Below are 14,439 nucleotides of genomic sequence, written 5' to 3'. Positions count from 1 at the left end.
TTAAAAGGAGTACTTGAGGTTGAGGCCGACGTTGTCGCGATCTCGCGTGCTGTTGTTCTGCCCGGCGCCATAGAACGCGGTGTACTGCAGTTCGGCTTCCAGCGTGCTGCGGTAAGAGGCCTTGAGGCCTAATGTGTGGGCCTTGCGTCCTTCGATGAAGTTGCCGGCGGATGATGAGTTGCCCTTGAAGTCCTCCTTGAACACCACATAAGGAGAGAGGTTCACTCCGGCCAGTGCGTCGTTCCAGGTCCCGGCCAGCTGCAAGGTGTAGCCATAGGCGTTGCGATCGACCTGGCTGTCACGGCCGAAGCCGGAGGCATAGTCCTGGTTGGCGCCGCTGGTGTAGTAGCGCAATTTGCCATCAAAGGCGGTGTACTTCAGGGGGCTGCCACGCAGGTGATCGCCGGCGATCTCGGCGACCCCTGTCAGGGAATCGAAGAACAATGCCGGGCCGAAGTTGTAGATGGTGCCTAGGGAGGCGTTGAAGGATTCGACCCGTTCGTAGTTGTGCACGACCGAGCCCGTGCCCAGTGCGATCTGCCGGTTGCCGATCTGCACGCTCTGGCCACCGCTCAGTTCGGGTGCCTGGCTCATCAGGTCGCTGAGCATGTCGTTGGTGGTGGCGATGCCAATCGGCAGGTTCGGCCGGTAGGCCAGCTCACCGAATAGCGAGGCGTTGCCTAGGCTGGTGTTGAAGCTCAGGCCGAGCATGCGGATGTCTTCGGGGTATTCGCGCTGGGCGACCAGTTGGTTGGTCAGGTCGACCACGGCCGCGCCGTTGATCAGCCCCAGGGCCTGCCTGGCGGTCGCGTTGCCGCCCCGGGCGGCGGCAGTGAGTTGGTCGTAGCTGCCGAAGCCGCCGAAAGCGGCCAGTTGATCGAGGTCGACACCTGCATAGGCGGCGTCCAGGGATGCGGCGAGTGTCGGCTCCTTGGCGTGGTAGTTGACGAAGTAGAAACCGAACTCGGTGGAGTTGAGCGATTCCGCCAGGTAGCGGAATGCCACGCCGAACTGACCGTCGTTACGGGCATTGATGTCCTGGCCTATCCGGGCGACCTTGACCACGCCGTTGGCGTCCAAGTAATCGGTTCCCTGTAGCCCGCCCACGTGCGCGTCCGAAAGCTGCCGATAAAGGTTTTGGAACGCCGGGTTGGCCAGCGAGGGGACTTGGGCGTAGGCGGTATGGCCGCCATCGGCGAACAGGTCGGTGCCGCTGTAGAAGGTGCCTACCGGATCGATGCGAGTTTCCTTCCAATTCCACTGGTAGAAGGCATCCATGGACAGGCTGTCGGTCAGTCCTGTGGTGAAACTGATCGCCTCGAGCGGCATCAATACTTCCTTCACCTCGGAGCCGGGCAGGTGGAAGGCCGAGGCGTCGACCGGGTTGGTGGTGTTGACCCCGCCGCGATAGAACAGTGCTTCACCCCAGTTGAACACTTGGCGGCCGAGGCGGGCGGTCAGGGGGCGGCCGGCGATGTCCCAATTGCCGTAGACGTAGGCGTCGAGGATCTCCGCACGGTGTCCAGCGACACTACGGGTCTCGGAGGTGAAGTGGTCATCGCGGGGGAAGGACTGGCTGGGTTGCTGCGGCTCATTATGGTCGTAGTAGTCGTTGCGTTTATCCATGATCTGGGTGTCATAGAAGGTCGAGCCACGCACGAACAGGCCGTAGTTGCGGTAGGTCGCTCCGAAGTCTGAGGTGATCTTGTAGACCTCCGAGACCAGGCCGGTACCGAAATTGCGGTTTCCGTCGTTACCGTTGAGGTCGTCGTTGGACTTGTCCTGGCCCTGCACGCGCCACAACCTGCCATAGGAAATGGTGGTATCCAGCGAACCGGCGATTTCGTGGTCGGAGAAGCTGAACTCCAGCGCCTGCACCGGAAGACTCAGGCAAAGCGGCAACAGGCTGGCGAAGGCGAAACCGGAGCGCGTCGGAGACGAGGAAAGGAGAGGTCGAGGCAACGTATGCATGGCAAAAACACCCCTGGTGTTTGGTCGTTGTTCTGGGGTCGTCGGTGCGGCCCCGTTCTTGTTTTTCTGGCGCGCACGAGTCACTGCGCACCGCGGCTTCGCGGTGCACCGGTAGGTGCGCGGGGGGATGCACTGCTGGCTACCAGGCTGTCTCTACCGGGTAGCCGGCCTGCTCTTTCAGGGAGGTGGCGCGTCGAGCGCGGCGTTGTGGCGGATGCAGTCGGCGAAGTAGCCAAGGCTTCGCTTCGGGGTGCGGGCCTGGGTATCGCGATCGACATGGATCAGGCCGAATCGCTTGGCGAAACCTTGTGCCCACTCCCAGTTGTCGGTCGCCGACCAATAGAACAGTCCTTTGAGGCGCACGCCCTGGGCCTGGGCTGAGTGGGCGGCCTTAAGGTAGCTCGCCAGGTGGGCGATCCGCCCACCGTCTTCCACCACGCCATCGTGGGGCGGTGGGTCGGGCATGGCGAAGCCGGTCTCGGTTACGTAGATTTCTGGCGCGCCGTACTCCTCGTGCAGGCGTAGGAGCATTTCGGCGAGGCCGTCTGGCTCCACGTGGAAGTACGCGGTAGATGCCAGATGCTGCGGTGCCTGGCCTTGGGCGATGCCCAGCACCTCGCCGGGAGCCTGCCGGACGTAGATCCGGCTGTAGTAGTTCATGCCAAGGAAGTCTGGCTTCACCGCAATCAGCTCCAGGTCGCCGTCGCGAACGAGTGGGGCCAGTCGCTCGGCGACCAGCGCCGGATAACCTTTGCCATACAACGGGTCGACAAAGGCGCGATTCCACAGGGCATCGACCATTGCTGCGGCCGCCTGGTTCTCCGCTAAGTCGTCTTCTGCGCGCACTGGCTGCAGGTTCACCGTCGTGCCGATGCGCCGCCCACTCGGCAGGGTTGCACGCAGCGCCCGGAAGGCCAGGCCCTGTGCCAGGTTCTGGTGGTGAATGGCAGCGAACGCGGACTCGGCGTTGTTCAGCGCCGGGGCGTGGACCTGCGCGGCATAACCACGGAGGGCGACGCTGTTCGGCTCGTTGAGGACAATCCACTGCTGGACGCGGTCGCCCAGTGCGCGCGCGACGATCTCGGCATAGTCGGCGAGCCGTTGGCAGATGTCGCGATCACGGAAGTCCCCGGCCCAACTCGGCACGTCCCAGTGGAACAGCGTCGGCCAGGGGGTGATGCCGCGCTCCAGCATGGCATCGACCATCCGGTCGTAGACCGCAAGGCCGGCGGCATTCGCCGCCCCCGGACCGTTAGGCTGGACCCGGGGCCAGGCAATGGAAAAGCGGAAGGCCTGCACACCCGCGTCGGCCAGCAGGGCGAGGTCCGTCGGATAGCGCTCCTCGAAATGGGTGCAGAGGACGTTGGTCGAGCCGTCCAGCATTGCCCCCCGTGCCTCGCATAACGCATCCCAGTTGCTGTGTCCGCGGCCGTTGCGGCTTTCAGTCTGCGCTGCAGAGGCGGCGACGCCCCAGACGAAGTCGGGGTGAAAACGCGCCATGGTGGCGCCGTCGGGGGAGGCGTGGTCACGGATGGCCGTCATGCTGATCTCCTTGATAACGATGGTTGTTCAGGCGCGCGATAGCGGCAGTTCGTCCCGGTTTGCCTGCGCCTCGCGGTCGCGCAGGCGCAGGGCCTCGAGCAGGTGGCGATGCATAGCCGGGTCAATGGGGTAGACCCAGGCGAGCAGGAACACACCCAGGGTGCCGAGCAGCGGCACCAGTGACATCGTCAGCAGGAGCTGGTCCGTGGTGTGCGTGGACTGGACACCGCTGGGCACAAAGCCGATACCGCTCAGGGTCATCCCGAGGATGCCGGCGGCGATTCCGAGGGCGGCCTTCTGGGCGAAGATCACCGCGCCGATGATCAGCGACTCGGAGCGGATGCCCGAGCGCAATTGGCCGTACTCCACGGTGTCCGGGACCATGGCCCAGAAACACACCGCGTTGCAGCTGGCGCCGACCGCGATCAGTGCCAGGATCGCCAATAGGCCGGCATAGCCGGCGCCGCTAGACAGGTACCAGAGGACGAACCCCAGAGCGTAGAAGCCGCTGCCAACCAGCAGCGCAAGACGCTTGCTGTGCGAGCGCGCCACCTGAGCCCAGATCGGCGCTGCCAGGGCCGCGACGGCGGCCATAAGCGCCAGCGCGGTGCCGCCGAAGTCCGGGTCGTTGCGCACGTATTTGAAGTAGTAGAGAAGGTTTTTCGAGAAGAAGGTGCTGGCCAGCGAGTTCATGAGCGTGATGCCCAGCACGATCAGCAGCGGCCGGTTGTCCAGCAGTGCGTCGAGCAGATGACCGGCGCTGGGCCTGGCGGCAGGTTCGTGGTCATCGTACGCGGCGTCGTCGGCGCCGGCCGCCAGCGCCGCGATGAACAACATCGCCGAGGCGACACAGGCGAACAGGCCGGCCACCAGCGCCCATGCCAGCGCATCGCCACCGAAGTGGCGCGCCGCCGGCAGGGTCACCGCTGACACGACCATCGCGGCGAGAATGGCGAACACCATGCGAATCCCGGCCATGGTCGCTCGCTCCGCGGTGTCCTGGGTGACTCGTGCATAGAGCGAGGCATAGGGTACCGACACCAGGGCGAACAAGGTGCGGAAGGCGAAGTGGCTTGCCACGGTAAGCACTACCAATTGGCTGCCTTCGCCGCGTGGCAGGGCGAACATCAGCATGAAGACGATAGCCAGCGGCACGGCACCGAGCAGCAGGTATGGCCGGAAGCGCCCGAGGCGGGTGCGGGTGCGGTCGGCCATGACGCCGATCAGCGGGTCGACGGCTGCGTCCCAGATCAGAGCGCTCATGTAGATCAGGCCCGCGATATGGGCGGAGAGGCCCAGCACTTCGGTGTAGAAAAACAGCAGGAACAGCGACGCGATCTGCCAGTAGAGATTCACCCCGAGATCGCCCGCGCCCAGCGAAATCTTCCTCACCAGTGACATTTTGCGATGTCCGCCGAGCGCCATCGTGTCTGTCATTGCCAATCCTCGCCTGTGCCTTTTCCGGCTCTTGTTTTCCCCGTACCGGTGCTTGGCTACGGGCTTGTCTTGGTAAGAGGTTCTTTGCATCAAAAAACTATCCGAACGGATAATTATGTGAAGAGATGGAGTTGTCAATAGTCAATGGCCTACGCCAGACTTGGCATTTCCAGAACCACGGGATCGGTAGATACGGACGTATGAGTACGCCACGGGTAGCGAAGCAAGAGCGCAGTGAGCAGACACGCACGGAGATCCTGCAATCCGCGCTGGATCTCTTTTCGACGCGGGGATTTGCCGCTGTAAGCCTGCGCGACATCGCCGAGCGGGTAGGGGTCAATCACGCGATGATCCGCTACCACTTCGGCGGCAAGGAGGAACTCTGGCGCGAAAGTGCAGCCTTCCTGTTCGAGCGTCTGGCGAAGGAAATCCCACCACCCGCCCCTGCGGTCGAGCAATCACCGGTGGAGGCATTGAAACGCTATATCCGGGGCTACGTGCACTACTGCGCGCGGCACCCCGAGCATGCCCGTCTAATTGTGCAGGAGTCGATCGAGGGATCAGAACGGCTGCAATGGGTTGCCGACCACTACATCCGCCCCAACCATGCCCGGACCCTCAAGCTAATCGAGGGCTCAAGCATGCCCGCCGGGTTGGTTGGGCTGGACCCGGTGATGCTGCTGTACATGGTGGTGGCCATCGCGCAAATGCCTTACTTGGTCACCGCCGAGTTGCAGTTCGTCCATGGCCGCGATGTGCTGACAGAGGAGGCCATCGACGCTCATGCTGAGGCAGTTGTGAAGTTCATTTTCCGCGATTGATGCCTGGGGCGCGCCGTCAATGCGTCTGCAGCGCGCCTCGGTAAATGCTTCCTGGCCCTGAGCCTCTTCCGATGCTGCTCGAACCCGACAGTGCCGGGGAGATCAAGGCCTGAGGCGAGTTGGATGATGGCCTGACTGCCGAAGAGGGCGTTCGGCGGCCCTGCGGTCCCGATACTTGCCAAGTCAGATCCCCGGATACTGGCTATCAATTTGAGCGCAAGCCGATGGCGCAGCAGAGCCTTGAGGTGCGAGAGTTCCGAGTCGCTGCTGCGCGTTTCCGGATCGTCGCCACCGCACATTCTCAATGTGCCAACTACCATAGGAACACCCATGGAAGCCGCAAAACCCGCACTAATTCGAGAAACCTTCCCCGTCGGCCCGTTGCAGTGCAACTGCAAAAAATGATCCGTTTGCGAGGTGCGCTCTATCCGCTTTATTCGGCTGTAGTGCCCGTGATGCAAGGAGTTCAGGCAGTGCTGCAATAATTGAAAATAACGCTCAATCATCATGAATCACACGCTCAGTGTGACAGAAGTGTGCCAAGGCGGTTGCGCGGATGACTGTGGATGATTAGGCTAGATCCGAACGCGCCGGCGAGGTACGAGAAATGCCCTGACCTGAGGCTTCCATCATCTGGTAATGATGGGGGCTGACGAAGGTTAGCAGGGTCCCTCGGTCCGGCATCGTGGTAGCAGTAAGCGGACGAAACTATCACGAAAGAAAGGATACCCTCGTTAAGGGGGAAATCGCCTGATGACACCAGACCACCGGCATTGATGGGGCCGGAATCCAATTGGCGAGGTGCGGGGGAGAGCGTGGGCGACTGTGGGCAAAACCCCGCGTCTGGACCGATCTCACTCTGAGTTGAACCAGCAACTTTCTAGTGATCAATCGCCAGCGCTGCCGCGCACCCATCCAAACCTGACCTTATGGTCGGGGGAGGATGAGTCATGTCGCTCGAAAAGCTTCTCACAGTTGATGATCTCGCCGAGATCTTAGGCCGGTCGGCCGGCACCATCAAAAATCAGCACTCTAAAACTCCTGCCAAGCTACCTCCGGTTTGTCGCATCCCTGGTGCGGGGCGACTGCTGTGGCGCCGTGAGGATGTTGAGCGGTGGCTACTGCAGCACGTGGTCCAGCTCCATGAGTTCGTTCTGAGGCCCGAGAAACGAAAGCCAGGGCGGCCGAGAAAGTCTGAAGCGAGAGCACGTATTGTGACTCTGGAGTCTCAACATGCATGAGGCCTGCCAGGCAGAAAGCACAGCCCAAACCACTCGCTCGAGATTCCACGCGATTTTGGATCGACGAGTCAAAGAGGCGGCTGAGCGCAAGGAGCTAAAAAATGAATTGCAGAATGAGCTGAATTCCCCAAGGACCGTGGTGGCACATGTCCAAGGGCAGTTTCCTTTCTTACCTGCAATGGCTTCGGCTCTGCCGACACTGTGGACCCGAACTAGTTTGTTTTCGAGTCTTAGGAAAGGTGAACGGAGAATATTAAAAAATCAGAAGCTTGAAGGACGAGTTGATTGCATAGTAAGAGTGTCAGGCGAAGAATTGGATCTGTATGACAATGATGTTTTTCTGCGTGTTGTCCAGTTGGCGCAAGGTACATTTCCAGGTGAGCCGCTATATTTTGAGCGGTCTTCGTTTTTGCGCGCAATCGGTAGGGGAAGTGACCTTTCATCCGAGAGCTATCGGCGTCTGCAGGATTCGATGGAGCGACTTGCAAGATCTACCATATTTGTTGAAGGTCAAGAGGGTGGGGAAAGTTTTAGGTTAATAGATAAAATTAAGTGGGGCGTGAATGGTAATTATTACATAACAATGGATCCTGTAATTATTTCAGCATTTATTAATCCCGCATTTATTGATATGGGTGTGCGGTTTAGGCTAAAAAGCCCATTAGCAAAGTATCTTCAAAATTATATATCCGGGCATGCAGTCGGAGTGCATCGGATCGCTTGCGAAAAACTGCGCAATTGGAGTGGCTCGCAAGGAAGGTTACGGGACTTCTGCTCTCGGTTACGAACTGCATTGGGCGAGTTGGAGTCAGAAGGGATAATCAGGGACTGGGAAATCGAAGATGATGTCGCTCGATGGACTAGGAATCCGCATCCAAAAAGCAAGAAATATTGAGTTATCCACAGGCGTCGGGGTATCAGCGCGATCTCCATCGGGGTATCAGCGCACCGCTTCGGGGTATCTGCGTGGAGCATCGGGGTATCTGCGCAAGTGGCCTGAGCGAAAGCCAGTATTTTCGGGGGCTACAGCCATTCTGTGCATCGCCTAACATGCTTTTAACATACGTTTAACATCATCAAGGTTCAAAGGCAGCAGATGGCCGAAGGGTACTAGTCGCTGTACTGAATGGAGGTGGCCGGGTCCGAATAAGCGTCTGGCGGCGCTTCAAAGACCCCAGAAGGGGAAGGAAGTGATTGAGAAATTGGTGGGGGGCTCTCAAGCCCATGTAAGTCTAGGAGGGCCAAGTAGCAACAGGTGAATGGAATAGAACGTGTACATCCACGTACCGAACCACCCATTATTTTGTAAGTGTGACCGGTCGCTAATGGCCGCTTTCTGCTGGTTCTCACCGGCAGTTGTGGGGCGCTTTCTGCCTGTCGTCGCGGGCAGAGATCGGCCAAAAGCAGGCAGTCGGGCCGATTCATTCGATCAGAAGTGATACGGCCACAGAACGGTTGTGTTAGACGGCGAAAGTAGCCCTAGCTACCATCGTTAGTGGTTAACGCTCCCAAGCTCTTCGAGTCGCTGGGGTCGAGATTTAGAGACGAGTGCGCCCGCTCTTGATCTGATTGCAGATCTTCCCCATTTGTGCCATGGAACCACGACCCCCTCGCTATTCGTCGGAATGCGTCATAGATCAGTATCCGCTAATTACAGGAGTCAGAATGAAACAGCGGTTGAGCAATGCAAAGCAAGGACGCGCCGGTGTGATCGCGGTTGAACAGGCCTGCAACCGTCTCGACCTCATTTGGCGCAACCTTCTTGAGGAGGACGTCGGGGTTGACGGCACGATTGAGATTGCGATCGGTAATTTCCCAACTGGCAAAATCGTTGGAGCTCAGATCAAATCTGGTATGAGTTACATTCGGTCCGAGACCAACGATTCGTTCAAGTTTTACCCGGATAAAGATGACATAGAGTATTGGAGAGCGCTGTCGATTCCTCTCTTTCTATTGGTCCACCACCCTGCTAACGACAACATCTATTGGGTTGACATCGGCCGGTATGTCGAATCGCGCGGTGAAGAGCCTTTAGGGAAACCGTACATCAGTTTTTCGAAAGTAAACACGCTTGACCGCACGTTCGAGTCCTACCTTCACAAGCGTTTCGACCTTGCCGTTTACACAGATGATCAATATGCAACTCTCCTTCATGAACTGAAGACCCTGGTTCACGTCGACGGAGTCGGATCCGCAGCCGTTACCGTAACGGCGCTTGATTTGTTCATCGAGGGATTGTGGGGGTTATGCAGCAAGGTTCAGTTTCATTCAAGCCTTATGACAGACCTCATTCGCAAAATGCTGCGGGAGCGTGAAGGTGAGATTCCGATTACTTACACATTTACTCGAACTGACCTGTACCCCTTCTTTACACGCTATTTCAACATTCTGACAAAGAACCATCTAGCATTGTTGGATGTGGCGGATATCAACGAGTCACTGTATGTAAAGCTTGAGTTCCCAACATTCATCTCTAGCCTGACGAGCAACGGGAGACGCTTCGTCGAGTATCTCCGGAACTCGAGTTTGCCGCGCGTGCACGACAACCAATTCATGAGCCTTTCGGTTATCCCCCACGTTCAAATAGAGGTCTATTCTAGCTTTGCCCTTGTAGATGAGAAAGCCGAGCTTGGACCTTTTACTGATGTACTAGCTATTGGTTTTAATCCTTACCTCGACTATTACCGCCTCTCACATTGGTTCCGTGCCGCTCCTGGTGATGCAGCAGTAGAAGTAGGAGCTCAGAATATTCACTATCACGCTCTTCGCGAATACCTCGAGAACCATTTCGGGAGTGTACATAAAGATAACTTTATTTTTCGATATCTTGATATCCCGTTGTCCCCCCTCATTTGCTGGCTTGAGCAGTGGAGCGAATCCACATACGGTATGCCCACGTATAGACTGGCAGGGAAATCGGCAAAGGAAACTGTTGGATTTTCGGACGAACTAATGTCAATCATGGGCCCCGTTGGCACCATTACAATTACAGAATCGCCTTCTCAACAGTTTCCCTTGCCGGTACTAGCTAATGGCGAATTTTTAATAGAAAGCCTACCCGAGTCCGTGCGCAATGAGATCGCTAACCGAATGAGCCATATATGAGCGACCGGATCAGCCGCTGGGGCCCATGCGAGGCAAGTCTTGCCCGCTTCTAAACTAGCTTAAGCCCCTTGTGCCCAGTTGCTTGAGGTCGATTTCTGACTGTGGCGACTGACCGGTCGAGTCCCCAACTGAAGGCTGCCCTGGCCGAATGGCAGTTTCTGGCCGATTTCCGCCCGCTTTATCAAGCAGAAACCGGCCAGAAGATGCCGTTCAGCAGACTCTTGGCATTGATGCAGTTACGCCGCGTGGTGTGATAAGCGAGGGCACGCATGGACAGGTTCGGCTTCTGGCGCTGCAGCATGTGTGTTGCTGCCAGCCGCGTAGGTCAGTCGCGCGGGAGCAGCAGATCGAGCAGGAAGTTCATGAGTAGGTGTGGCCTATCAAAACAGGCCTCAATTAGCGTATGAACGAAGAGCGTGCTGTCGTCCAGCATGAAGGGGATGGCTGAACGGTCGATCTTGAAGGTCTTCAGACGCTTGCGGGCGTTGCCTTTCTGGCAAGGGTCTTTGGTGCGCAGGTCAAACTCCTCGTGGGTGTAGAAAATATATTCGTGGTCGATGTGCGATACGTATAGCTGGCCGTCGTCGACGAAATACTCCAGATGAACCATCCGGGTAACAGCGCAGTCTTCGAGCAGTTCCGGGATGTGGGCGATTTCCTCGAAAGTCATGCTGTTCGTAGTGATTGAACACCAAGTTCTGTCCTCACTGCCGAGCTCGCAGAAGGTCGAAACCGAAGGGACCACAGTAGTTCCGTCGATCGGGAAGCCGTTTTTGCGCATTACTGTGTGGACCAGTTCCTCGTCCGGGTGCCGGGAGAGGTTGTGCAGCGTCAGCGGCAACTGGACCTCTTCAACACCTAGTGTGACGAATATGTACTTGTCCGTTTCTACCAAAGCTTCGTTGCTAGCCAGCAAGGCTAGATCTTTTATTAGTCCATCCTTGCGTAGGCGTTCGAACAGCTCAAGCAAATGCCTTGGGGTATCTTCGATGAACATCTGCAATGGTCGTTGTGGATCGAAGATCCGGCAGGGCAGTCCTATCAGCAGTTCGATGTCGGTGGTGATTGAGTACAGGTTGTACTTGCTGTACTGCGGATCTGCCTCGAAGAGATCGATGTCCGCAGCCAGGTAATACTGATAGAGGCGAGTGGACTTCTGCAGTTCACGCTTGAACTTACGCTGCTCGCGTTTTTCCGCGTAATGAGCCTCATATACGATGCGCAGCAACTTAGTGAAATAGTAGTTTTCTCCGGATTGAGCAGCGGTGAAGTCCTTTGCAGCCACCATTGTGGAGCAAAGGTCGTCGAAGGAGCGCAGGGCCTGCTCATGCAGTGTCTTAGTGCACATTTCTTCGATCTTTTGCTCCGTGAACTCGATAGCGTAATGGTAGTGGATCGGGTCGGTGTTGAGCCGCTCCAATTCCCATTCGAGCTTGTTGCGTTCGAAGCGCAGGATGCTGTCCATAAAACTTTTTTCTTGCACCGCCTCTTTCAGCCAGGGTATTGCGCTTTCGAACAGCACAGGGTCGTTGTTTAGGAAGCAATCGGTGATAAGGTCGAATCTGCCGCCGTCGTAGCTGAAGTCGCCTTGCAGGATGCGCAGACTTTGCTGTAACCGCTCCTCGTTGAGTCCGTCGAAGTAGCTTGCGAGTGCACTAGGCAGCTTCATGTTGAGAAGTTCCTAAATGATGGGAGGGCTTTCAGAGGCTCAGCGCTGCCGATCGATCGCACCGAGCGCGGTCGAATGCAGCCGTTGCCTGAGTGACCGCTCTTAGCCGATTGCAGCCTGAAATGACGCGCAGTAGCCGGCCATAGCGGACATGCAATGGCACACCTGTTGGCAAACATAAGCGACAGACCTGATACCGCAAATGCAAATAACTTATTAGTGCTTCCCCTCCATGCTATAAATTATTAATTGCGTGGCAATGATAAGTGCATATTGGGATACAAAGGTAAAGCACGCAGCAAGTAGCGTTGATTTTATATTCAGATCTTCGATGCCAGAACTGAAAGTCTCCCCTGCATGCACGTATTGGTTTCTAACCGCGTAAGCGATACTCATGACGTGATGTGGTGTCGTTGTATGGATCGAGTTTGTAATGGCGTTATAGGAGAGCAAAAGCAAGTCTTTCTGCAGACCTAGCGAATGCTCCTCTAAGTGTAGAAGATACGCTTGAGTTTTATCCCTTGAGTCAGCCGTTGATGTAATATTCCGAATGCTTTCACAGAAATCATTAATAGATCCCTCCATCAAGATCTCAAGATACGCGTCAGTTATACGAGCATCATCGAATGTAGAAGCCTTACCAAATGGAACGCCTAGAGATACAAAATTACGATGTAAAGCTATTGCTTCCTGAATAGTGCTTGCAGAGCCGTAAGATTTGATTTTTTCTGGCTTCTCTGACTCGAAGCCAAGTCTCACTATATTTGGCAATAGCGTTTCATAGGCAAACCAAGCTTCGGATAACTTACTTGTTAAGGTGTGGGTCTCCATTTCATCTGCCTCAATAGACAAGCCAGGAAAAGTCATTTCCGAATAAATTGCTAACAATATTCTAGAGTTGAAGCTTCTAAAATCACTGCCACTCGAGTGGCCTTTGAGCTCTTTGTAGCAGTCACTGAAGTAATTAAGAATGACAAGGGTTTGTGAGTTTGGCATTTGGGTGCATGTTCCTTTGCTTTGAACGAACGTCATCTGTCGATAGGGTCAGATAGGATTAATCTAAGTGACGCCTCAGATAAGAGCAATGCTTTTTTGTTAGTCTTTACGCGGAAAATGTTGGCATCACCTCGAACTAGCGTAATTAGGGCGAAAAGTTTTAGATAAGGCCATGCCATTTTTTAGTGGTCTACTGATCCCGTTCTCATTGATAAGTAACTCGATGTTTGGCTAGCCTATACCCATGGTGACACAGGTACTTTCCAGCGGCTGCTTAAGGGGCGAATGCGTCCATCGTCGACCGACAGGCTGCTGGCCGGTTGTCACCATCGGTGCTCAACCATCCGGGTATCCTTCTCGAACTCGCCAACCACGCCGTAATGCAACCCTGGGTACCTACCGACACCTGGCATTTGTCGCTAGAGTGCCAACAGCCCTGCAGTCTGTGGCAACGATCGCCGCTCGGTGACCGCCCCACACTGAGGGCCTGTATCCGACCCGAAAAATCAGCTCTCGGACTGAACCGATCAAGCAGGTGCGGCCTGTGTCCACTTTTGGCTCAGTGCCCAATCACCTGGTAGAGACTCGCCGTACCGAGGTAATTATCACCGACTCGTAGTGACAAAGAAGCCGCATGGAAGCGATCGCTGACAAAATCCGCCATTACCGCCAAACGTTTCGCCCGCCGGTCTTCTACGCGTTTAGCTCGCTGGCACTCTGGCTGTCCATCGGACTGGCGACGATTATCCTGGGGCTGTTGTTCTTCGACCTGTATCTGCGCATCGCCAAGACCACCTACCTGTTGACCAAGTCCGATCAGGCGTGGCTGATCGCGTACGAGGTGCCCATGCTGTTTGGCCTGATGCAGGCCTATTTTCAAGGCATCGAGCGTCGATATCGCCTGCTTTATCCAGCCGCCAAACGCGTCCACTTCAGGACGCCGCATGACGCCTTGGCGAAAGAGAAGCACGCCTACCTCCGTACTACCTTCGCTCACGAGGGTGACCTGCGTGCACTGGCCAAGTATCTCATCGAGGAATGGGAGTGGCGGCGTGTGATCAAGGTCCGTGCCCAGGAGCCTCTTTCACGTCGCGCCGCCGGCTTCTTTCAGCTGCCCTCAGCTGGTAATTTCGCCGCATACGTGACCGGCCTCGTTGCGGTCTTGGCAGGTATCGTCATCTCTACACTTTCCAGGGAGGCGCTCTATGCTGACTTGGAGCAGTTCCTGGTGGATACATGGCATCTGATCGTTCAGCTGTGGCTCGCTATCGTGCTGCCATTCGCCGTTTGCGTACTACCTGGCGCGGTGATCCTTGTTGGGATCAAGCAGCTCGGGGAAACACTCCTGGAATGCATAAACGATCAGTATCTCGGCCATACGGCGTTCTACCGCTTCATCTCGGAACTGCTGGAACTGCACGATAGGGGCGAGCGCCTGCTGTTGCGCAAGACGCGCGCTCGGATCTATTGGGCGGTCCGACTGACCATGGTTCCGGTCCAGGATATTCCGCGCATATGGCGCCGTATCCGACGGGCCAAGGCTATGGCACAACGTAGCGCTAGGACCCGGAATCCTGCCCTGCAGCGATGAGACACCATTGGAGGCCTTGCCCCGCTCGCCGAGCCTCAATGGATAGCCGTGACGCCACATCGGCCA

General features: G+C 56.6%; 10 protein-coding genes and 1 pseudogene. 6 read left to right on the top strand and 5 right to left on the bottom strand.

Annotated elements, in window-relative coordinates:
• From PJW05_RS22385 to PJW05_RS22375, 3 genes are all read right to left on the bottom strand, one after another.
• Positions 1-1,971: a DUF1302 domain-containing protein gene (locus tag PJW05_RS22385; RefSeq protein WP_271409141.1), complete on the bottom strand. Its 1,971-nt coding sequence runs from the start codon at positions 1,969-1,971 to the stop codon at positions 1-3.
• Between the two features lie 177 nt (positions 1,972-2,148).
• Positions 2,149-3,513 (bottom strand): glycoside hydrolase family 1 protein, encoded by a 1,365-nt coding sequence (locus tag PJW05_RS22380; protein WP_271409140.1) that lies wholly within the window; start codon positions 3,511-3,513, stop codon positions 2,149-2,151.
• Positions 3,514-3,540: 27 nt separating this feature from the next.
• Complete coding sequence (locus PJW05_RS22375) at positions 3,541-4,950, bottom strand: MFS transporter (RefSeq protein WP_271409139.1); 1,410 nt, start codon at positions 4,948-4,950, stop codon at positions 3,541-3,543.
• A gap of 200 nt (positions 4,951-5,150) precedes the next feature.
• Between PJW05_RS22375 and PJW05_RS22370 the strand changes: the two genes are divergently transcribed.
• The 5 genes and pseudogenes from PJW05_RS22370 (at position 5,151) to PJW05_RS22355 (ending at position 10,117) form a co-directional block, all read left to right on the top strand.
• The gene (locus PJW05_RS22370; RefSeq protein WP_271409138.1) at positions 5,151-5,771 is read left to right on the top strand and encodes a TetR/AcrR family transcriptional regulator; all 621 of its coding nucleotides are present in this window, start codon (positions 5,151-5,153) and stop codon (positions 5,769-5,771) included.
• 330 nt (positions 5,772-6,101) lie between these two features.
• Positions 6,102-6,167 (top strand): annotated as a pseudogene (locus PJW05_RS22365) (MBL fold metallo-hydrolase); the annotation flags it as partial.
• A gap of 554 nt (positions 6,168-6,721) precedes the next feature.
• Entirely contained in the window at positions 6,722-7,012 is a 291-nt protein-coding gene (locus tag PJW05_RS26900; protein WP_442969187.1) for a helix-turn-helix transcriptional regulator, read from the top strand.
• Entirely contained in the window at positions 7,005-7,907 is a 903-nt protein-coding gene (locus PJW05_RS22360; protein WP_271409137.1) for a replication initiator protein A, read from the top strand. The genes PJW05_RS26900 and PJW05_RS22360 overlap by 8 nt, the downstream gene beginning before the upstream one ends.
• Positions 7,908-8,677: 770 nt before the next feature.
• Positions 8,678-10,117, top strand: coding sequence for a DUF4365 domain-containing protein (locus tag PJW05_RS22355; RefSeq protein WP_271409136.1), 1,440 nt, complete (start codon positions 8,678-8,680; stop codon positions 10,115-10,117).
• Positions 10,118-10,442: 325 nt separating this feature from the next.
• Here the strand turns inward: PJW05_RS22355 and PJW05_RS22350 are convergent, their stop codons facing one another.
• Both PJW05_RS22350 and PJW05_RS22345 read right to left on the bottom strand, forming a co-directional pair.
• Positions 10,443-11,786, bottom strand: coding sequence for a hypothetical protein (locus PJW05_RS22350; protein ID WP_271409135.1), 1,344 nt, complete (start codon positions 11,784-11,786; stop codon positions 10,443-10,445).
• A gap of 216 nt (positions 11,787-12,002) precedes the next feature.
• A complete protein-coding gene (locus PJW05_RS22345; RefSeq protein ID WP_271409134.1) occupies positions 12,003-12,782 on the bottom strand; it encodes a hypothetical protein in 780 nt (259 codons plus the stop codon).
• 634 nt (positions 12,783-13,416) lie between these two features.
• On the opposite strand from PJW05_RS22345, the gene PJW05_RS22340 reads away from it, so the two are divergent.
• Positions 13,417-14,373, top strand: coding sequence for a hypothetical protein (locus PJW05_RS22340; protein ID WP_271409133.1), 957 nt, complete (start codon positions 13,417-13,419; stop codon positions 14,371-14,373).
• The last annotated feature ends 66 nt before the right edge of the window (positions 14,374-14,439 follow it).

The sequence above is a fragment of the Pseudomonas sp. Q1-7 genome (assembly GCF_028010285.1).
Taxonomy (GTDB): domain Bacteria; phylum Pseudomonadota; class Gammaproteobacteria; order Pseudomonadales; family Pseudomonadaceae; genus Metapseudomonas.
The sequence above is the reverse complement of the archived record's forward strand: the minus strand, read 5'-3'. Positions and strand labels throughout refer to the sequence as shown.

Bases quoted from the DNA above. Each gene is read 5' to 3' on its own strand.
- PJW05_RS22385 (WP_271409141.1), bottom strand. From the start codon at position 1,971: ATGCATACGTTGCCTCGACCTCTCCTTTCCTCGTCTCCGACGCGCTCC.
- PJW05_RS22380 (WP_271409140.1), bottom strand. From the start codon at position 3,513: ATGACGGCCATCCGTGACCACGCCTCCCCCGACGGCGCCACCATGGCG.
- PJW05_RS22375 (WP_271409139.1), bottom strand. From the start codon at position 4,950: ATGACAGACACGATGGCGCTCGGCGGACATCGCAAAATGTCACTGGTG.
- PJW05_RS22370 (WP_271409138.1), top strand. From the start codon at position 5,151: ATGAGTACGCCACGGGTAGCGAAGCAAGAGCGCAGTGAGCAGACACGC.
- PJW05_RS26900 (WP_442969187.1), top strand. From the start codon at position 6,722: ATGTCGCTCGAAAAGCTTCTCACAGTTGATGATCTCGCCGAGATCTTA.
- PJW05_RS22360 (WP_271409137.1), top strand. From the start codon at position 7,005: ATGCATGAGGCCTGCCAGGCAGAAAGCACAGCCCAAACCACTCGCTCG.
- PJW05_RS22355 (WP_271409136.1), top strand. From the start codon at position 8,678: ATGAAACAGCGGTTGAGCAATGCAAAGCAAGGACGCGCCGGTGTGATC.
- PJW05_RS22350 (WP_271409135.1), bottom strand. From the start codon at position 11,786: ATGAAGCTGCCTAGTGCACTCGCAAGCTACTTCGACGGACTCAACGAG.
- PJW05_RS22345 (WP_271409134.1), bottom strand. From the start codon at position 12,782: ATGCCAAACTCACAAACCCTTGTCATTCTTAATTACTTCAGTGACTGC.
- PJW05_RS22340 (WP_271409133.1), top strand. From the start codon at position 13,417: ATGGAAGCGATCGCTGACAAAATCCGCCATTACCGCCAAACGTTTCGC.